This window comes from Streptomyces sp. NPDC093149 (assembly GCF_044754145.1).
Taxonomy (GTDB): domain Bacteria; phylum Actinomycetota; class Actinomycetes; order Streptomycetales; family Streptomycetaceae; genus Streptomyces.
The window spans coordinates 639,369-658,535 of sequence record NZ_JBIVON010000003.1; the positions used below are offsets into that span (position 1 = coordinate 639,369).

Here is a 19,167-nt window from a genome sequence, read left to right on the forward strand (position 1 = left end):
CTCAGCCGATGATCAGCGTGTGTTCGCGGGCGGGCACGAGTTCCCCGATGACCGGGGCGCCCGGGATCTCACCGGCGACGAGCAGGCCGCCGGAGGTCTGGGCGTCGGCGAGCAGGAGACGTTCGGTCTCGGGCACGTCGCCCCAGGCGGTGTGCGGGTCCGTCCAGGCGAGGTTGCGTCGCGTGCCGCCGCTCACGTACCCCGCCCGTGCCGCTTCCCTGGCTCCGTCGAGATAAGGAACGGCGGACGGGTCCAGGACGGCGCTGACGTTGCTGGCCCGGGCCATCTTGTGGAGGTGACCGAGCAGCCCGAACCCGGTGACGTCGGTGGCGCAGGTGATGCCCGCGGCGAGCGCGGCCTGCGAGGCGTCGTGGTTGAGGCGTGTCATGGCGTCGACGGCCTGCGGGAAGTTCTCGCCGGTGGCCTTGTGACGGGTGTTCAGCACGCCGATGCCGAGCGGCTTGGTCAGCGACAGCGGAACACCGGGCCGGCCGGAGTCGTTGCGCAGCAGACGGCGCGCGTCGGCGATGCCTGTCACGGCGAGGCCGTACTTGGGCTCGGCGTCATCGACGCTGTGACCGCCCGCGAGATGGCAGCCCGCCTCACGAGCCGTATCCATGCCACCCCGCAGCACCTCCGCGGAGAGTTCCAGCGGAAGAACGTCGCGGGGCCAGGCCAGCAGGTTCACCGCGAGGAGCGGGGCGCCGCCCATGGCGTACACGTCGGACAGGGCGTTCGCTGCGGCGATGCGCCCCCAGTCATAGGCGCTGTCGACGACCGGGGTGAAGAAATCGGTGGTCAGGATCAGCGCCGAGTCCCCGGTCAGACGCACCACGGCTCCGTCGTCCCCGCTGTCGAGGCCGACCAGCAACTCGTGTGCCGACGAGACAGGTTGGGAGCGGGAAAGGGCGGAAACCGCGTTCTCCAACTCACCGGGCGGAATCTTGCAGGCGCAACCACCGCCCCGTGCGTACTGTGTCAGCCGCACCTGCTCGGGGGTGAGGGCGTGTGCCGGTTGCTGTGTGAGTGTCATGTCATCCGGTTCGTTCGTGGTGAGCGGCTCGACGCGATGAGGGCGCCCTGCTCCGCGGCACGGCCGCGGCAGCGGGCGGAAGCCTGAACGGGCCGCTGCGCCGCGGCTTTTGCTCTAGGGTGTGTGGCGGAGGCGTCAGGGTTCCTGGTGGGCCTCCCCGCCTTCAAAGCGGGAGGGACGGGGTACCCCCGTCCGGCGGGTTCGATTCCCGTCCGCCTCCGCCACACGTCCGGCCGGGCCGGGATCAGCTTCCGAGAAGCGTTCCCGGTCCGGAACGTGCCGCCCGGACCCTCACGATGCTGTCGGGGCCCGCCCACACGTGCACGGCCGAGCTGGTGCGACGCACGGAGCCGGTGTCGACGGTCTCGACGGCGGAGTCCACATCGACTTCCGGACGCCGCAGGTGCACGGCGAACACGTCCTCCGGTGTGCCTTCGGCCGCGATCCCCATGGCGACGTAGACGTTCTTGGTGCCATCGGGATTGCTCTTGATGAACGCGTACCCCCGGTCTGTCGGGGTGTGGTTCCTCATGACGGATTTCCTTTCACAGTCGTGGACACGGAACCGGTGGCGAACAGTGGCTCGCCGGCGGTTGCGGGCGCGCCGAACATGACGTGCTTCCAGTCGCCCGCGTACGGATACACACCGCATGCCGTACGGATCCCCGTGCGCGCGGGCATCCGGGAGGCCACGATGTGGTGGCCGACTCTTCCCATGGAATAGACGCTGTCCAGGTCCTGCCACAGCGAGATGCTCAGCACGGTCCTGCGGCGCCACTGGACGAGCGTCGTGCCACCCAGGAACCCCTCGGCGGCCCGGCGTACCTCGCGCTTGACCTTGACGTGCAACCCGAGCACGAGCAACAGCCTGAACAGACTCTGGCATTCGAACCTGGTGACGAATATCTGGCCCTTCTTGTCACCGGACCGCTCACCGGAGATGTCCACACCCCCTTTCCCGCGTCACCATGCTCCGGCCGCCGTCAGCACGCCGACGACCACCAGAAGGGCTCCCGCCGCCCGCCGCGTCGGTACGAACCACGGCTGCAGGCGATCGCCGAACTCCGAAAGGGGCACGAAGTTCCAGGTGATGCTCCGCAACGCGATCGTCAGCACGCCGACCACCGCCATGCCGACGAGATAGAGCCAGGAGAACGAGGGGTGCAGCAGCAGCGCCGCGGCCAGCGCCGCCCAGGTGAGCGACGTGGTCTTCTGGGTGGTGAACAGCAACGCGAGGTCGAAACCCCACGAAAGACCCAGCATTCCCGGTGGGTGGGTGCGTACCAGCGACTGCGGGACCTGTCGCCAGATGTGCGGCGTGCGGTTCAGCAGGTCCGCCACACCGAGGATCACAGCCACCGCCGCCATGACGACCTGCAGCCCCGTGTGAGGGACGAGCACGGCCAGGCCGGCGCCGATGACGTACACCACCAGACTCATCAGTGTTGCGGCGATCACTTCTCCTGCGAACAGACCGGCCAGGAAACGCGTTCCCTCGGATCTGCTGCGGGTCAGCATGGGACCGGCGACCCCGGCCATGGACTGGCCTCAAGGGCTGAAGACTTGAAGGACCGCCGCCATGCCGGCGATCGCCAACCACGTCACCACGTGTACTCCCCGTTCAGTTGTACTGGCAGCGGTAGGCGGACTGAGCGTTGCCGGCCGTCTCGCAGCAGTAGCAGTGCAGGTAGCCGCCACTGGAGGTGCAGCCCCAGATGTACGCGGCCCTGGACGAGCAGTCGGTGTAGTTGGACAGGTAGCCGGAAGTCCCCGGCGGGTGTGCGAGGTTGCAGCAGTCGGCGTTGCCCGCGTGCGCCGTGGACGAGCTGGCGAACACCGCGGCCGAGGCCATCAGGCCACTCGCCCCGATACCGCCCAGCACCCGCCGTCGTCCCACACGGGCCTTCTCCACGCCGCCGAGAGCATCATGTGATCTCTTCCTGAAAACGGTCATGCCATTTCCTCCGTGGCTGTTCCGATCTGGATGCGTTCCAGAAGTGGGCTGACCTTGCTGAACGCGAAGGCCTCGGTGAGCACGCCCCCGTTGAACACCAGGGCCGACGGACTCTTGCCGACACCGAAGTTCTCCGACACCCAGGCGCCGCCCGCGTCGATCGCATAGCTGCCCGGAGGCAGCGCGTGGTCCGCGGCGAACTTCTCGCCTTCCTCGGCATTCGCGCACGTGACCACGGTGCCGACAGGCCTCCGGGCCACGAGTTCAGGACGGTGACCGATCTCGTCGGCCACCGTGGCACATGTCGCGCACACGGTGCTCAGCACCAGGAGCGCGGAGCGTCGGGCGCCGACCAGCCCCGACAGCGGCTCGGGCCACTCCTCCGCCTCGGCGCCGGGCCGGTACTCCTCCAGGGCGACGATCCGGCCGTCCTCGGGATCGGGGACACGGGAACTGAGCTCGCCCATCATCGCGAAGAGCAGCACTACCGCGGCGGTCAGTATCAGCAGTGCGAACGCCATAACGACCATCATGATGCGGATTCCCATCGCCGGAAGAAATTCTTTACGACGACCCAGCCCGTCCGGCGTTGCGACAGGATCAGCCAGGCACCGGAAAGGATCGTCACCAACAGCACGGTGAAAGTCAGGACGGATGCGTCGATGTGTGAGGGGCCGAATGCGTGAACGGCCGCCGCCGCGATGAAGAAGGCCCCGACAGCCGTGTTCACCGCACCCAGCGGACGCGCGGATTCGGCTCCGAAACAGCCGCAGGGCACCTTGCTTCCGCGTATTGACCCGGCTGCTCCCAGAAGTGCGAAGCTCAGACCGAGTACCGCGACGAGAGCGCTCGCGGCCCAGCGCAGAGCCGGTGTCAGAAGTGCGACGGCGGCGATTGATTCCCATGCCGAAACAGCCCGGACGAATGCCGGCGAAATGACTGCGCGTCCGCCGAGCGCCTCACCGACGGCCGCGGACGCCACACCGGGTGACACGGCCTTGGCGGCAGCGGAACGCAGGAGCACGGTCGCGACGATCGCATCGGTGAACGACGAGAGAGGCAGCAATGCGTGCACACCTTTCGAGGCGCAAACGAGTGGGACCCACCCCGCCGTCAAGCACGCTCCCGGCAACAGGACCGAGCCCACGCCTGATCGACATCGGCATGCTGGCCCACCCGGTCAACAGCTCTCCAACAGAACGCCAACCTCCCTTCATCCGGGGACGTCGGGGGCACGAGAGGGAATGTGGGGGCCCGACGAAACCCCACGTCAGTACGTCGACGCGGAGCTACGATGCAGCCCACGCGGACGGAGCGACGCGGTCCGGTAACAGCCGGAAGAGCTCGACACAGGGGGAAAAACGTGAGATTCGGACTCCTCGGCCCGCTGACGGTCCACGACGAGCACGGGACCGACCGGACACCGGGGTCCCTCAAGGCCCGGACCCTCCTGGCAGTCCTGTTGCTCACGCCGAACCGTGTCGTCTCCCACGACCGTCTCGAAACAGTCCTGTGGGGCGCGCGGCCACCGGCCACCGCCCGCGCTTCCCTGCACAACCATCTGAGCCGTCTGCGCCGCGCCTTGGGGGAGGAGGCTCGTGTCCAGGCCCCGCGTCATGGAATCCTCCTCCACGTCGGTGAGGGCGAGCTGGACATCGATGTCTTCACCCGGAGGGTCGAGGCAGCTCGCGTCTCACGTCTGGAGAGCGACTGGGACAATGTGGCGCGCGAGGCCGAAGCCGCCCTCGGTCTCTGGCGCGGCACTCCTCTGAGCGACCTGCCCGCAGCTGCGGAGACGGCCTACGCCCACGTCGACGAGTGGCAGGAGGCCCGGCTGCAGGCCCTGGAGTGGCGGAACCACGCGGAGCTGCAGCGCGGCCGGCACGACGGCCTTCTGCCCGAACTTCGTCGCCTGGCAGCCGAATTCCCTTTCCGGGAGTCCTTCCACAGCCAGCTGATGCTGGCTCTCCACCGCACCGGCCAGCAGGCCGCGGCCCTGGACGTGTACCACCGGCTGCGTCGCACCCTTGTCGACGACCTCGGTGTCGAGCCGGGGCCCGAAGCCCGCACGGCCTACCAGCACATACTCGACGACTCCGGCCGCACCACGCCCCAACCCCCGGCGGGAGGCACGCCCGTCACCCCCACCGTGCCCACGGAACTGCCACGGGACATCGCGTCCTTCACCGGCCGTGACGACGAACTCCACCTGCTGACAGCCGCGGTACGCAGCCGCTCCGAGGGACCCTCGGGCGTGATCAACATCCACGCCGTCGACGGCATGCCCGGTGTGGGCAAGACAGCGTTCGCCGTCCACGCGGCCCACCGTCTGCGCAAGGACTTCCCCGACGGCCAGATCTTCCTCCCGCTGCACGCACACACACCGGGCACGCCCCCCGTCGACCCGGCCGACGCCCTCACCACCCTGTTGCTCGCCCTCGGTGAGGACCCTCAGCGTATCCCGGGCGGCCTGGAGGCCCGCGCCGGTCTGTGGCGCAGCGATCTGGCCGACCGCCGCATGCTCATCCTGCTCGACGACGCCTGCAGCAGTGAACAGATCGAGCCTCTCCTGCCCGGCACCGGTTCCTCGCTCGTGCTGATAACCAGTCGCCGGAGGCTGACCGCCCTCGAGGACGTCGTGCCGCTCACCCTGGAAGTCCTGCAGCCCGAACGCGCGGTGCAATTGCTCGTCGCGAAGGCCGGACGAGCCGATCTCGACACCGGTGACCTCCCGATCGCCGAACTCGGCCGACTGTGCGGCTACCTCCCTCTGGCGCTTCAGCTCACCGCCGCACGCCTGCGCCATCACCCCACCTGGACCGCTGCCGACGTGGTGGCCGACCTGAGCGACCCGAACGGACAACTGAGCGGCCTGTCCACCGAACACACCTCTGTCGCCGCCGCGTTTCAGCTCTCCTATCGAGACCTTCCGGCGGATCGCCAGAAGCTGTTCCGGCATCTCGGGATGCAGCCGGGCGTCGACGTCGACGCCTACGGGGCCGCCGCACTGCAGGACACCGGGGTGTCGGACGCCCGCCGCATGCTTGAGGAGATCGAGGAGCATCACCTCATCGAGGAAACGGCCCGTGGCCGCTACCGCATGCACGACCTCGTCCGTGAGTACGCCCGTACGCTCGCGTGCGAGGCCGGAACCCGTGCCGTGCACGAGGCACTGGAGAGGCAGTTGGACTACTACCTCCACGCCGCGACCCGGGCCGCCCACTTCTTCAACCGCTACAACAGCCCCGAGCCGCGCTATGTGACCAGCCTGCAACCGGAGATCCCCGATGTTCCCGATGCTGATCGCGCGACCGCCTGGATGCGCGCCGAGTACGCCAACCTCCAGGCGGCGGTCGAGTACGCGGCGCGCCACGGTCACCGCACTCACGCCATGCATCTTCCCGCCGCGATGAAGGAGTTCCTGCGTACTCACGGACACTGGAGCGAAGCACTCGCCCTGCACGGGACCGCACTGGAATGCGCTCTCGCCGCCGGGGATCTGCTGGGGCAGGCGACGGCATTGCGGAACATGGCGGTGATCCATCGTGTGATGGGCCGGTACGAACAGTCCGAGGCGAACCTCGTGCAGGCGCTGGAGCGCTTCGACGGTCTCCCGGACAGCCACGGCCAAGCCATCGCGTTCGGTGATCTGGCGAGTGTCCTTCGGGTGACCGGGAGATATGAGGAGGCCGACGACATGTATCAGCGGGCGCTGCGGCTCTTCCGCGACGTGGGCGACACACGCGGCATGGCTCATGTGCTCGTCGACATCGGCCATGTGCAGCAACTGACCGGGCGTTACGCCGAGGCCGCCGAGAGCCTCGAACACGCGCTGGAGCTGCACGGTGCTTCTGGAAACCGCCTCGGCCGGGCGAATGCCCTCACGGCTCTCGGTGATCTGCACAAGTCCGCCGGACGCTACGCGGGAGCCGTCGACGCCCACCGTGAGGCCCTCGTGAGCTATCGCATCCTCGACAACCGCTACGGCCAGGGCAATACCCTGGCCGACCTCGGTGACGTACTGCGGCTGAGGGGAGAGTACGAGGAGGCCGCGGAATGCATCGAGCAGGCGCTCGGCATGTTCCGCGCATTGGGTGCCAGGCTCGGCCAGGCCAACGCCCTCATGTACCTGGGCCGGGTCGGGTTCAGCGCGGGACGACTCGAAGCGGCTGAGAGAGACCTCGACGAAGCCCTCACCATTTGTCACGAACTCGGCAGCCGTATGGGACGGGCTCACGTCCTCATGCATCTGGCCGAGACGCAGTCGGCGAGCGGAGCCCACGGCATCGCGATGAAGAATGCTCGCGCGAGCGTGGACCTGTGCCGCGAGCTCAAGGACCGAGGGGGCGAGGCGGAAGCCCTCAACATCCTCGGCGCGGTCTGCCTGGCGGCCGACGGTGTCGCCTTCGCGTCCGAGGCCCGCGAGTGCCATGAGCAGGCACTCGAACTGGCACGTGCCATCGAGTCGCCGTACGACGAGATGCTCGCCCTTGAGGGACTCGACCGGAGTCTGCGGGCGCAGGGCGCGGCGGGCAACGGTTCCGACTGGCTGTCGCTCTCCCTCGTGATCGCCAGGCGACTGGACGTACCCGACGTCGACCGGATCCAGGCACGTCTCGGTTCGCGGTCGGGGAAGGACTCGACGCCCTGTTCCGCCGGGACGGCATGAGTGATCTGCCCGGCGCCGTGACAACCTTGTCAACCGGCGCAACGGGCAAGCGATTTCGCCACCGGCCTGTTCGTGGACCGATCGGACACGCAGATCTCATCGCCGGGGCGCCGGACAAGGGGGCGCTCCAGCCGCGTGAGCGCAGCCCGTGATCCCGAGGTCCTCCGAAGCTCTCCGAGGCCCTCCGAGCCCTTCCGATCGAGAGCAACCGATCCGTATGGCCGAGATCTTGAGGCCGGACACGCCTGGTGTTTGACTTGCGCAGTGATGGAAAACGAGGGAGCAAACGCTTTCGAGGAGCTCGGCCCCGTGGTCAGCCGTCACGCGGTCGACCACCGGAAGCGGTGGGTGAACGCGGGCTGGGCCCTGCTCATTGCCGTCCCCTGCGGCTGGCTGGGCGTGTGGGGCATATCCGCGACAGGCGACGGGTCGGTCGGCAGCAACAAGGCGATCGGGCTGTTGCTCGGTGTGGCGCTGGGCGCCGCGGGTGTGGCGGTGACCCAGATCGTCCGGGCGGTGCGCGGCGAGCCGGGGGAGTACTTCGAGGTGCGGGAGGGCGGGCTGGTCCACGGGTCCCGGCGCGGAGTGTCGGGCTGGTCCTGGGACCGTGTCACCTCGCTCCACGTCGATGGCGAATCCGTGAACGCGATCGCAGCCCGGCTGGGGAACGGACACCGTTGCGTGATCGGCTTGGACGACGGCCGACGGCTCCGGGCGGACGGGATGGCCGAGCGCCCTGCTGAGCTGGGGCTTGCGCTGCTGACGCGGTGCCCGCATGTCGCTCTGGTCCCCAAGGTCCCCTGGTACGGCAGAGCGGGCGCCTGGCCGCTGGCCGGGGCGGTGTTGTGCGTGGCGGCCGTTGCCGCCATGGTCCTCTACATCGTCGCCCACCCGGACAAGGAACACCGGATCTCCGTCGGCGACGGCATGACTGCGATACAGACCTCCGAACCCGGTATCAGCGAAGCGGGTTACGCCTTCCTGGCCTTCGGCATGCTGGCGTGCGCGGTCACCGCTGTTGCCCTCGTCATCGCCTATGTGCGGGGCCGGGCGTATCGGTGAACCGGATGGTGGGCGGGGCCACGCCCGGTCGGCTGCCACCGGGATGTCGCGAGCCGGTGGGCTCTGCAGCCGACGGGTTCGGCTGCCGGTGACGGCACGTGCTGTTCGGCCGGGACCCGACCGGGGGACCGGGCGGAGCGCGCCCTGGTGGTGACTCGTCGGTCGTGAGGCCGGCCGGGTGGAGGGTGACCGGGTTGGTGGACGCTGTGGGCGTCAAGCCGGTCGCGGACGCGGCGCAGTCGCTTGAGGTCGTTCAGGCGTTGTGCCGCTGTACGTGCGCGTCCCCACGAGGGGCGATACATGAAGAGAGGTTCTCGTCCTCGATGCCCGTGAGCACCCGGGCCTGCACGGCGGGGTGGGCGGCGAGGTGCTCGGTGGCGGTGCCACGGTCCGCCGGGGTGGGCGAGCCGGGCGGGCAGGCCGAGGAGTTGCTCGGAGGTGAAGCAGGGGCCGTTGGGCGGCTCAGCGCAGTTCCTGGATGCGGACCAGGTTGCCCGCGGGGTCGCGGAAGGCGCAGTCGCGGATGCCATAGGGCTGCTCGGTCGGCTCCTGGACGACCTCGGCGTTGCCGTCCTGGACCCTTTCGAAGGTGCCGTCGAGATCCCGGGTGGCCAGCAGGATCCAGCCGTAGGTGCCCTTGGCCATCATCTCGGTGATGGTGCGGCGCTCGTCCTCGGTGACCCCGGGGTCGACGGCCGGTGGTGCCAGGAGGATGGACGTGTCGGGCTGTCCGGCGGGGCCGACCGTGATCCAGCGCATCTTGCCCTGTCCGACATCGCTGCGGACCTCGAAGCCGAGGACGTCGCGGTAGAAGGCCAGGGACGCGTCCGGGTCGTCGTGCGGAAGAACGCTCGTGTGAATGGTGATGTCCATGGAGATCATGCTAAGGGCTGCCCCGTAGTCCCTGGTGGAGCAGCGCGCGGCGTCGGATGCGGTGCATCGCGAGGCGGAGAGATGCTGCGTACTGGATGTATGCGGACCTTCCGACAACGCGGCGAGGTGCCGTAGCTGTCGTCGTGCGCCCGCCAGGGGTTACGGGACAGCCCTCGGGTGGGCGGGGCCCGCGCGCCAACGGTCGGGTGTGCGTGATTCCGGGCCCGGCGGTCGCGGTGCGAAGGGGTCAGGCCGCGCAGAACGCGGTGGTCCGTACGTATTCGTCGAGGTTTTCGTCGTCGGTACCCAGGAGGGCATCGGTGGTGCCGGGCGGGCATTCCACTGCTTCGATCCCGTACTGCTGGGACGAGCTGTCGTACAGGCGTGTGAGCTGCGAAATTCTGTTGCCGCGGCGAATGCGGAACAGGAGAATGCCGCACCGAGGTACATGCGGTCTATCAAGGATGACGAGTGACTGAGAACGACGAGCAGCGCCAGACCCTGACCAATCGGCAGGGTGTGCCGGTCCTGACCTATCTGCAGGGTGTTCGCGAGGGGCACCCGTGGGCGGACCTGGCCGAAGTGGTCGGCCCCGACCCCGTGGAGACCATCGTCTCCGGCATGTCCGGATGGGCGGTCTCGGGATCTGTGGATCTCGGCGAGCAACTGCTGCGCCGTGGTGCACGGGTGATGAGACACGCCCACGAGATGCGGCGGGACCTGGTCGGATGCCCGCCGCCGACCGACTGGTCGTCGCGGGTCTTGGGCGAGGGACTGCGGGCAGTCCCTTGCGACCGTGATGCCGACGCCGTGTTCCCGGCGTGGCGAGCCGCCTTTCCTGCCGGTCATCCAGACCATCACCGTGGCAGCGACGAAGAAGCCCTGAACGAGCTCCTGAAACCGATGCTGGCGGGCTCCGTCCTCGGGCCGGTCCTTCCATGCAGTGCCCTGGTGGTGGACGAGACGGACCGCGTTGTCGCTGGGGCGATCCTCACCGACCGTGACGGACTGCCGTGGATCGCGGACGTATTCCGTCGCCCCGAAGCCCGTTACAAGGGCCTCGGTGCCGATCTGTTGCGTCGGGTGCTCGGTGTGGCTGCGGCCGACGGGCTGGCCGAGGTCTCGCTTGTCGTGAGTGATGCGAATCCGGCCCGCCGCGTCTACGAGAAGCTCGGCTTCCAGGTGACTGACACATCGCTGACTGTCGTGGTGCCATAGGGATCGGGACCACGGCGCCTTCAAGGCAGTCGAGTCCGACGAACGTCCGGGACGCCGCCGATGGGCCGGTGATCCGGTACGCCGGTGGGATTTCGTTTCCTGCAATGCCTCTTTTCCCGTAGGGGGAGCGTGGCGATATGGCTTGGTGGTGCCCGCGCCGGTGCGACCACGTCAGGTCGTGGGTGCGGGGAATCGGGTACGTCGTTGCCGAGCCGGTCCGCCGCGCTCCGCCGGTCCGCCAGTTCCTGGGGCGGCCCGGCGGAACCGGCGCCCGTCCCGGAGGCCCGGGCGACCGATCGCCTGCTGCGCGCCAACGGGAAGACCGGCACGATCAGTGGTGGTTGTGGCACACATTCCGTGAAAGATCTCGCCGACTCTCGCCGACTCTCGCCGACAGGAAGCGCGCATGTCATGTGAGCTGCCGGACCACGCGTCACCAGGATCCGGTGAGGCCGGACTCCGGATCGCTCACGTGACCGTTCTCACCGAAGCCAGTCGCCGTCTCATCCAATCCGGTCGGGACAGAGGCCCGAGGCGCATCCGTGCCCGGCCGTCACGCGGGCCGCTACCCGGCCGGCCACTCCCCGGTGCGGGCGAACCGCTCGATCTCGGCCTCGTAGGGTGTGGGGTCGAGGCCTCGCGCACGCACCCACGCCGTGTCGAGGTGGGTGTTCTGGTACGGATCAGCGGTGTCGCCGATGATGGTGACGATGCTGCCCGGCGTCCCCGCCTCGCGCATCCGTGCCACGAGGTGGCACGTCCCCCAGAAGTTGGTGCCGGTCGCCGGTCCGGCTGCGATCCCGGCAGCAGTGCGAAGCCACCGCAGGGCTGCAAGGGACGCCGCGTCCGGCACCGGGATCACCAGATCGACCACCGTCGGCAGGAAGCCGGGCTCGACGCGTGGGCGACCGATGCCGGGTATCCGCGAGGGCATTCCCGTGGTGTAGTCGCCACACCCGCTCGCCCACGCGGGGAAATAGGCGGAGTTCTCCGGGTCCACCACGGCCAGCCGAGTCGGATGACCGTGTTGCCGCAGGTGGCGCCCCACCGCTGCCGAGGTCGCCCCCGTTCCCGCACCGGTGACGATCCACTTGGGGATGGGGTGCGGCTCCCCGCTCAGTTGCACGAAGATCTCGTCGGCGATCGTCGGCTCACCCCACCCGGCCACCGCTCGCCCCGCGTCGGTGAAATGGTCAAGGAAGTGGCCACCGAGCCGCTCGGCCAACGCCCTCGCCTCTCCCTGCACCGCGGCCGGCGGCTGCTCACCCACCTGCCACCGGCCGCCCTCCCGTTCGATCCTGGCCAGGACGTCCACAGAGGTCTTCGCCGGTACGACGGCGGTGAACACCAGACCCAGCAGTCTCGCGAAGTGGGCTCCGGCGATGGCAACCGCCCCGCCCGTAGCAGCGACTACCGGCGTATCCGCCCTGATGGCGCCGCTGGCTATCGCCTCACAGAACATGGCCCGCACCAGGCGGTACTTCATGCTTCCGGTGGGATGCGCGGACTCGTCCTTGACGTAGATCTCGACGTCCCGGATCGCGGGTAGCCGAAGCGGACGCAGGGGCGTCGGTGTCCGACTCAGGTCGTCTGACCGTACCCGTCGTATCGCTTGGGCAGCCCACGAGTTGGGATGTTCCATGGCCATGACCGGACCCTACTGGAGGTACGTCACAAGTCGGACCGCCATGCCCAGCGGTCATCATGGCGACATAGACCTGCCGCTGTTCCGGCTACCGCGCATCGGCTCCCGTCCCACCCTGGCGGCCTGCCTCCTTCATGGGCGGCGGGCCCGCCCTCCCCGGGCCTCGGTGTCTTTCAGGGGGCCGATTCATCCGGGTGCCCAGAAGCCTTATGGCCACGGGCCCGTCGCAAAAGGTGCCTCGCCAGCAACATCACCCAGGCCACCAGCATCAGCGTCGCGGCAACTCTCAGCCAGGGCGCGGTGCCGCTACTGGCCGCCGTCCACCCATAGAACAAGATGCTCAAGCACATCCCACCCGGGCCATGAAAGAACTCGTCCCTCGGGCTTCGCGACATCCCTACCCTCCGCCTGCCCTTGCGGGGCTCCGCTCCGACGACTCCGGCCGAGTGACGAAGCTGTCCGAAATGCGTGGTCGGCGATCCCGCACCTCCCCGCACGAAGTCTGAAGGGGGCGTAGGCGCCAGTGGCTGGCCGTGGTCAAGACCCGTCCCCTATGCCAAGACGCTTGAGCCTGCCCTGCCGCAGCCGCTCCGAGAAGGCCGTAAGTCCGAAGACAAGCCCCATGAGCAGCCCGAAGACCACAGCGAACAGCGGATCCTCGGGCTCCTCCTCGCGCCACAGCAACAAGCCGAAAAGCGCGAAGGGAACAGCCGCGCAGAAACCGGCGCCGATCGGGTGTCGGGCCACCCATTTCTGAATCCGAGTCGGGCGCCGCTGCCCGCTCAGGGCCTGATCCCAAGCCCAGAAGACATCACCCATAGACCGCCGCCGGTTCGCCACGGCAGAAGGATATGACAGCCGATCGGGTGCTTCCCGGCCGAGTGCTCACGGCCGAGCAACGACGCGCCGGCCGCCACGTACGGGCAAACTTCTGTGGCGAGGCCACGCTCCGTGACAGCTGAGGACGGGCGGAGTTCGTAGTGGATGCCGTTACTCCGCGCCTGGTCGTGTGCAGGAGATCGAGGGCTGATGCCGGCGCGCTAAAGGGCGATCAGTCCGGCTGTCGTCGCTTTGAAGCCACAGGCATCGAAGTAGAACGGACGCAAGTGGTCCTCGAAGTCGACGTGAAGCCACGCACACTTCGCGGCACGGGCTTCGTCCGCTGCGATCGCAACGAGCCCGGCGCCGATTCCTTTTGCCCGGCGATGCTGAGCGACCACCGTGTCCAGGATGAAAGCATGGGCTCCGCCGTCCCAGGCAACGTTGACGAAGCCGATCAGGGAGCCGTCTTCCCAGGCGCAGACCCAGCCGAGGCTGTGGCGTTCGAGTCGTGCCCGCCAGTCGGTCCGAGCGACCGGGTGACCGAAGCCGTCGGCGTGCAGCGCGTTGAGGGAAGTGTTGTCGAGGTCGCCCCGCCACACGTACTTGATCGCCATGCTCGATCGTAAGTCCCGGCCGAGCCCGGCGTCGACCCGATTGCGGGGCCGGGAGAGTCTGGCTGCGGAGAGACTGGAATCCTGCGCGGCCGAACATCTGGCGCTTGAGGCATTGCCTTGAAGCCCGTCGGTCACCCGGAACTCGCGGCCCTGGGCGTGAGCCAGGAACACATCTGGTGCCCACCTCATCAAATCTTCCGCACTTGGTCGAAGGAGAGGTCGACCGTGGTCTCCCGGTGGAACGCATGGACAATAACCCTGACCCTTTTCGAGTGGGGACCGACCTCGTCGACAGTCGCCTGGAGAGTGGCGAAGGGACCACTGCAGATTGACACCGAATCACCGACCTCGAGATCGGCCGTTGTCGGTACCGCCACCGAGAACATCGAAGTGAGTGCCGCGGACAAGCGGGACGACCATTCCTCCGCGCTCCCCTGCACCCAGGGATACTCGGTTTGGAACTGCGCCCATGCCATGGGCCATTGGCGTATCCGGTCCGGGTCGATCCCATTGGCGCCGGCGCAGCCGTAACCGCCGGACAGGACGTCATCGAGGAGGCTCGTGGACAGCCTGGTACGGCGGTCCTCGGCCAGGAGGACGGCGTCGTAGAGGTCCTTGCCCTGGGCGCCGCCGTCCTCCTCGGACTCGACTTGCAGCCAGAGGATCTTCCAGGCGAGCGACAGTTCCCGGCTGGCCGTCTGGACCACGACGGGTGGTTCGCCGCAGCCGACCGGCAAGGCCGCAAACTCCGGCGGATCGGAGAACATGTCGTCGGTGGCGAAGTCCACGCGTATCCGGCCGGGCGGCAACTCGGACGCCCGCCAGGGAACTTCCAGCCGCACCCCCGGCCCGTGGTAGGACCATCCTCCGTCGCTCGACTCCGCGTACGCCTGGTCGGCGTCGAGCAACACGCCGCCCGGTGCCTCGGGTCGTTGCCTGATCCGCTCAAGCAGGTCCCCGTACAAGGACTCGGCTTCCCCATCCGCCGAGGCGGCCTCCAGCAGCCGCCTCAGGTCCGACGACGGATGCCGCGCATCCCAGATCCCCTGAATGCCGTGCGCATCGTCAGCGGGCTCCAGCGTGTCCGCCACGGCGGGCCAGGTGCGGGTCAGGTCGATGAGGTTTCCGTACTGCCAGCCCGTGTTGAGCATGTCGCGAACCACCACCCAGTCGAGATCAGCCGGCTCCCGGGCCTGCTCGCCGGCCCATGCCTGCAGCGGCAAGCTGCCCCGCAATACCAGACTGTCGCTCCACCAGGATCCGGCGATCAGTGCGAGCACGTGATCGATCGCCGCTCGGCGGGCGGTCCGCCAGCGCACGGCCTGCGCCGCGTCCGTGAACTCAGGCTCACCGGCACGCGATCGGCGGTCGAACTCCTCCGACGGAGATTCCAAGCCCTCGATCGCCTCCTTCGGTGCGGGGAGAATCGGACGGTTCCGGTTGCTCTTCGTCACGCGGCGCCGCTCCCGGCCGTGACCATCCAGCCTTCGTCCATGGCGAGGTTGTCGTCGTGCACCACGAACTCCTCCTCGACCTCCACGGCCGCGAACCCCGCGTCGGCGAGCGATGCCAGCAGGGCGTCCAGTCGCGCGCGAGCAGCAGGACGGCCGACCGGTCGGCAGCGTTGCGTGACGAAGCGCTCGTGGCGGCCCCCGCTGAGTGGACGGCGGGCATTGCGGGAGACGTGCGCCGCGTGGGGCTCGCACAGCGCCCGCACCACCGCCACCTGATCGACATCGGTCAGCGCCAGCTTCACATGGTGCTCGAAGTAGCACTGCGGCGGGAGCGCCGCAGCCTCCCGGGCTGTCCGCGGCACGTCCTTGTTCCATGGTGCCGCCTCGATCTTCACGCGTGCGACCTCGAAGCCCTCACTGCGCAGTTGTTCCACGCGCCGTCCGGCAGTGGCCCGTTGCAGGGCCAGAGTCCCACGGCCGGTGGTGGTGAGCATCGGTTGGTCCGGCGTCTTCCCCCTGTCCAGGACGATTCGGGAGTACTTCACCCCGTTGTGCTCCGCGAAGCGAAGCAACGACGGTTCTTCCCGCTCGCGCAGAAGCACCATCAGGTGGGTCTCGAAGTCCCCGGTGAAGTGCTTCTCCCCGGCACCGGTGTCGAGCCCGTCGGCGACGAATGGGGAGCGGGCTCCCCAGCACGCGGCTTCCCCTCTCCGCGGCCCGGGCTCCGACGGCGCCATCGGGGGCCCGGGGTCCGGCAACCACTCTGCCGCAGCCGTGGGTTCGGCCCGCAGGCCGTCGTTCCGTAGATCATCAGACATGGCCGGCACAATAGACGGCCCCACTGACAACGGCCCCGGCTTCCCCATGGGCTGTCCCGCGCGACGACAGCCGCGGCACCGCGCCGCGTTGTCGGGACGTCCGCATACAACGCCCGCATACATCCAGTGTGCGGACGTTCCTCCGCCTTGCGATGCACCGCATCCGACGTCGCGCGCTGTTCCACCAGGGGTTACGGGACACCCCTCAGCTGCCGGGCAGGCCCGCAAGGCCCTCGCCTCGATCGCAGTGGCAGGACGCGAACACAGCACCACGAACGCAAACCGTCACAACTCAAGGCGCCGCCCGGGTCCGTGCCTGAGAACCCGCCGGGTCTCCGGCTCCGCACCGATGCGAAGCCGAGATGCCTGCAGCCGATATGTTCCCCCGACAACCACTCTGGGGGACATCACGCCGACCCTGCGGCCGCACGGCGACGAAACGATGTCCTCCGTCGGCTGTGATGATCCGCCCGAGGCGCATGCCGGGAAAATCCGCGGTGACGAGCAGGTTGCCGATGCCGGCGGCCTCGTCCGCGAAGCGGTTGCGCACAGCCGAGGCGGCGGCCGGGTCGCATGCATACCAGAGCTCCGGGACGCCCCTGTCGTACGTCCCGTCGCCGTCGCCGACAGCCGACCGTTGTCGCAGCGGCTACGGCTCGGCGGGCTCCGGTTGCGCCGCGGTCGTACGCGTCACAAGCTGCACCTATGGACCGCACCCCGCAAGCCAGTGTGCTACCCATTCTGGTGACAGGCGCGGCGGGCAGTGTCGGCGGCGTCGGGCGCTCCGTGGTCGAAGGCCTTCGGCGTCGGGGCCTGCCCGTTCGGGCCATGGTGCACCGCGATGACGAGCGGGCGGAGGCGCTGCGCGCGACGGGCGCCGAGACCGTGGTCGGCGACCTGACGCGCGCGGGCGACGTCGCCGACGCCCTGGCCGGTTGTGGACGTATGTACTTCGGCATGGGCGTGTCGGCGCAGTATCTGGAGGCCGCCATGACGGTGGCGGCCGTGACGCATGCGTACGGGTCCCTGGAAGTGTTCGTGAACATGTCGCAGCTGACTGTCTCCGAGATGCACCTCACCAGCACCTCCGAGTCCGCGCAGCAGCGGCAGCAGTGGCTGGTGGAGCAGGTCCTCGGCTGGTCGGGCCTGCCCGTCGTCCAGGTCAGACCCACCGTGTTCATGGAGAACCCGCTGTTCCGTGTGGGCTTCTCCTCGATCGCGAAGTACGGAAGCATCAGGCTGCCCTTCGGCCGGGCGAAGACCTCCCCTGTGGCGGCCCGGGATGTCGCCGCGGTCGTGGAGGAGATCCTGGCCGATCCCGCCCCGCACGTCGGCCGGATCTATGAGCTGACCGGCCCGCGGTCGGAGGACGTCGCCGCCATGGCGGCGGAGGTCTCCGCAGCCCTGGGCCGACAGGTCGGTTACATCGACGTGCCCTTGCAGGAATGGATCGACGACGATCTCAGGCCGTTGGGACTGCCCGACCACGTCTTCCAGCACATCTCCACCATGGCTCGCCTTCACGCGGAGAATCGCTACGACCGCAAGGCGGACGGGGTTGAGCAGGTCACCGGACGGCCTCCTTCGGGAGTGGCCGATTACGTCCGCGAGAACCCCGGTCTGTTCAGCCCCTGAAGCCACCTCCTCGTCGTTCGATGCCGAGCGCGTCACGGCTGACCGTCGCAGGCGCCGACGGGCCGTCGTGCACGGGGCCGGCCGCCAAACGCGCGCCGGACCGAGTTCTCACGCCGACACCGCCCCCGAAAGGACCCGGCCCGTGAGTGACGAACTGCTTGAGTCGGCAATCACCACGAACCGACGGCAAGGACCGCGCGTACGGCGCAGGTTGCGTGCCCTACGAAACCCGTGTTCCGCGGAGCACAACCGGCGCAGCCGGACGTCGGTCGATGCCGGGGCCAGAACCCACACGTACCAGCGCGCAGGAGAAGAACCATGAACCGTCGTGTTGTTCACACCCGTGGAGGGTCGCCTGCCGACGTCCTGACCGTGATCGAGGAGCCGGAGCCGACAGCGCCAGGGCACGGCCAGGTCCTCATCCGCACCACGGTCTTCTCGATACACCCCGGCGACCTCCAGGCCGTCGAAGCCTACCCGGGGAAGGCTGCACAGCCGGTTCCGGCCGGCCTGGAGGCCACCGGCGTGGTGGAGGCGATCGGCAGCGGAGCACGCTTGGCCCCGGGGGTCGAGGTCGGTGGCCGCGTAACGGTCTTCCCCGAGCCGGGAGCGTGGTCCCAGTGGATCACGGCGGATGCCGAGACGGTCGTCGCCGTACCGGACGAGTTGTCGGACGAGGTCGCCGCGCAGATGCTCGCGAACCCGCTCACCGCGGTGATGCTGCGCCGTGAGGCGCAGGAGCACCCGGCCTTCGGATACGACGGCCTTGTGGTGCAGACCGCCGCGGGCTCGTCGGTCGGGCGGCTGCTGACTGGGATATGTCGATTTCACAACCTGGCACTGGTCAACGTCGTCCGCAGCGACCGCGGGGCTGCCGAGCTGCGCAAGCGGTTCCCCGACGTGCCGGTCGTATCGACAGAGGATTCGGGCTGGGCCGAGGAGGTCCGCAAGGCAGCCGGCGGCCGCCCGATCGGTGTGGCCCTCGACCCGATCGGCGGGAAGCTGGCAGAGAGCCTTCTGGACCTGTTGACGCCGGGCGGGAAACTCGTCAGTTACGGGCAAATCGCCGAAGAGGCGATCGCGGTGCACACGTCGACACTGCTCAACAAATCGTTGACGCTGCGGGGCAAGAACATCGGCCGGTGGCTGTCCGAGGCCTCCGCCGAGAGGAGGGCGTCCGACGTCGCCACCGCGAAGCAGATCGCGCTGGAGCTCAAGGACCAGTTCGAGGTGGCCGCCACGTACGGCCTCGACGAGCTGGCCGACGCCGTGGAGCACGCGGTACGGCCCGGCAAGGTCGGCCTCGTTCTCGTCCGCCCCTGACGGCCGCCGGAAGGCCTCCCCGGATTCGGTGACCGGCATACACATTC

The 19,167-nt window shown here is 68.7% G+C and carries 18 protein-coding genes and 1 tRNA gene; 6 read left to right on the top strand and 13 right to left on the bottom strand.

Translation table 11 applies throughout. The annotated features are described in order from the left end of the window. Position 1: 1 nt before the first annotated feature. Positions 2-1,033, bottom strand: coding sequence for a selenide, water dikinase SelD (selD, locus tag ACIQCZ_RS13395; RefSeq protein WP_402282064.1), 1,032 nt, complete (start codon positions 1,031-1,033; stop codon positions 2-4). Positions 1,034-1,161: 128 nt separating this feature from the next. On the opposite strand from selD, the gene ACIQCZ_RS13400 reads away from it, so the two are divergent. Then, positions 1,162-1,257 (top strand) — tRNA-Sec (locus ACIQCZ_RS13400). Positions 1,258-1,277: 20 nt separating this feature from the next. Here the strand turns inward: ACIQCZ_RS13400 and ACIQCZ_RS13405 are convergent. The 6 genes from ACIQCZ_RS13405 to ACIQCZ_RS13430 all read right to left on the bottom strand — a co-directional run bounded on the left by ACIQCZ_RS13405 (position 1,278) and on the right by ACIQCZ_RS13430 (position 4,062). Then, positions 1,278-1,565 (bottom strand): hypothetical protein, encoded by a 288-nt coding sequence (locus ACIQCZ_RS13405; protein ID WP_376216713.1) that lies wholly within the window; start codon positions 1,563-1,565, stop codon positions 1,278-1,280. Further along, complete coding sequence (locus ACIQCZ_RS13410; protein ID WP_376216711.1) at positions 1,562-1,981, bottom strand: hypothetical protein; 420 nt, start codon at positions 1,979-1,981, stop codon at positions 1,562-1,564. Before ACIQCZ_RS13410 ends, ACIQCZ_RS13405 begins: the two co-directional genes overlap by 4 nt. A 15-nt stretch (positions 1,982-1,996) precedes the next feature. Then, complete coding sequence (locus ACIQCZ_RS13415) at positions 1,997-2,491, bottom strand: hypothetical protein (RefSeq protein WP_376278129.1); 495 nt, start codon at positions 2,489-2,491, stop codon at positions 1,997-1,999. 163 nt (positions 2,492-2,654) lie between these two features. Beyond that, positions 2,655-2,987: a hypothetical protein gene (locus ACIQCZ_RS13420; protein WP_402282067.1), complete on the bottom strand. Its 333-nt coding sequence runs from the start codon at positions 2,985-2,987 to the stop codon at positions 2,655-2,657. Beyond that, positions 2,984-3,535, bottom strand: coding sequence for a hypothetical protein (locus tag ACIQCZ_RS13425; RefSeq protein ID WP_402282069.1), 552 nt, complete (start codon positions 3,533-3,535; stop codon positions 2,984-2,986). The genes ACIQCZ_RS13420 and ACIQCZ_RS13425 overlap by 4 nt, the downstream gene beginning before the upstream one ends. Further along, positions 3,517-4,062 (bottom strand): MauE/DoxX family redox-associated membrane protein, encoded by a 546-nt coding sequence (locus tag ACIQCZ_RS13430; protein WP_402282071.1) that lies wholly within the window; start codon positions 4,060-4,062, stop codon positions 3,517-3,519. Before ACIQCZ_RS13430 ends, ACIQCZ_RS13425 begins: the two co-directional genes overlap by 19 nt. 288 nt (positions 4,063-4,350) lie before the next feature. On the opposite strand from ACIQCZ_RS13430, the gene ACIQCZ_RS13435 reads away from it, so the two are divergent. After that, the gene (locus tag ACIQCZ_RS13435; protein ID WP_402282072.1) at positions 4,351-7,656 is read left to right on the top strand and encodes a BTAD domain-containing putative transcriptional regulator; all 3,306 of its coding nucleotides are present in this window, start codon (positions 4,351-4,353) and stop codon (positions 7,654-7,656) included. 309 nt (positions 7,657-7,965) lie between these two features. After that, the gene (locus ACIQCZ_RS13440; RefSeq protein ID WP_402282073.1) at positions 7,966-8,718 is read left to right on the top strand and encodes a hypothetical protein; all 753 of its coding nucleotides are present in this window, start codon (positions 7,966-7,968) and stop codon (positions 8,716-8,718) included. A 462-nt stretch (positions 8,719-9,180) separates the two neighbouring features. Here ACIQCZ_RS13440 and ACIQCZ_RS13445 read toward each other — a convergent pair whose 3' ends face one another. Next, entirely contained in the window at positions 9,181-9,591 is a 411-nt protein-coding gene (locus tag ACIQCZ_RS13445) for a VOC family protein (RefSeq protein ID WP_402282075.1), read from the bottom strand. A 471-nt stretch (positions 9,592-10,062) separates the two neighbouring features. Between ACIQCZ_RS13445 and ACIQCZ_RS13450 the strand changes: the two genes are divergently transcribed. Continuing rightward, positions 10,063-10,809: a GNAT family N-acetyltransferase gene (locus ACIQCZ_RS13450; RefSeq protein ID WP_402282076.1), complete on the top strand. Its 747-nt coding sequence runs from the start codon at positions 10,063-10,065 to the stop codon at positions 10,807-10,809. Positions 10,810-11,374: 565 nt separating this feature from the next. Here the strand turns inward: ACIQCZ_RS13450 and ACIQCZ_RS13455 are convergent. From ACIQCZ_RS13455 to ACIQCZ_RS13475, 5 genes are all read right to left on the bottom strand, one after another. After that, positions 11,375-12,457: a PLP-dependent cysteine synthase family protein gene (locus ACIQCZ_RS13455; RefSeq protein ID WP_402282078.1), complete on the bottom strand. Its 1,083-nt coding sequence runs from the start codon at positions 12,455-12,457 to the stop codon at positions 11,375-11,377. Positions 12,458-12,991: 534 nt separating this feature from the next. Further along, a complete protein-coding gene (locus ACIQCZ_RS13460) occupies positions 12,992-13,294 on the bottom strand; it encodes a hypothetical protein (protein ID WP_402282079.1) in 303 nt (100 codons plus the stop codon). A gap of 200 nt (positions 13,295-13,494) precedes the next feature. Beyond that, positions 13,495-13,890, bottom strand: coding sequence for a GNAT family N-acetyltransferase (locus tag ACIQCZ_RS13465; RefSeq protein WP_402282081.1), 396 nt, complete (start codon positions 13,888-13,890; stop codon positions 13,495-13,497). A gap of 188 nt (positions 13,891-14,078) precedes the next feature. Then, positions 14,079-15,284 (bottom strand): nucleotidyl transferase AbiEii/AbiGii toxin family protein, encoded by a 1,206-nt coding sequence (locus ACIQCZ_RS13470; protein ID WP_402282082.1) that lies wholly within the window; start codon positions 15,282-15,284, stop codon positions 14,079-14,081. Between the two features lie 56 nt (positions 15,285-15,340). Continuing rightward, entirely contained in the window at positions 15,341-16,162 is an 822-nt protein-coding gene (locus tag ACIQCZ_RS13475; RefSeq protein WP_402282083.1) for a hypothetical protein, read from the bottom strand. A gap of 705 nt (positions 16,163-16,867) precedes the next feature. On the opposite strand from ACIQCZ_RS13475, the gene ACIQCZ_RS13480 reads away from it, so the two are divergent. Then, entirely contained in the window at positions 16,868-17,797 is a 930-nt protein-coding gene (locus tag ACIQCZ_RS13480) for an NAD(P)H-binding protein (RefSeq protein ID WP_402282085.1), read from the top strand. 318 nt (positions 17,798-18,115) lie between these two features. Next, entirely contained in the window at positions 18,116-19,120 is a 1,005-nt protein-coding gene (locus ACIQCZ_RS13485) for a zinc-binding dehydrogenase (protein ID WP_402282087.1), read from the top strand. Positions 19,121-19,167: the final 47 nt, after the last annotated feature.